A 261-nucleotide genomic window follows, 5' to 3' on the forward strand; every position below is an offset into this window, starting at 1 on the left:
TCTAAGTAGACGTGGGTTAGCTAACCGATCATATAAAATGACATCTGCTTTCTTTATGCTATCTATGCACTTTTGTGTCACTAGCCCCAGATCCCCGGGGCCAGCTCCTACAAACGATACAAATCCTTTATTGATATCCATATCTAGTTCACACCTTCACATAAATGTAGTCATTAATGATACTTGTTTCATACGTTTCTACTTTTCCATCATCAGGCTTCTGTACTTCTCCTGTAACTAACGATACTTTCCAGTCTTGCA

Annotated in this window: 1 protein-coding gene; it reads right to left on the reverse strand. The window is 39.1% G+C overall.

From position 1 onward, the window contains the following. Positions 1 to 141 (reverse strand): SAM-dependent methyltransferase (locus tag AOA62_RS32720; protein WP_143521939.1); only part of this gene is annotated, 141 nt, incomplete at its 3' end. Between the last annotated feature and the right edge of the window lie 120 nt (positions 142 to 261).

This window comes from Pseudomonas sp. 2995-3 (assembly GCF_002742565.1).
Classification (GTDB): Bacteria; Pseudomonadota; Gammaproteobacteria; order Pseudomonadales; family Pseudomonadaceae; genus Aquipseudomonas; species Aquipseudomonas edaphica.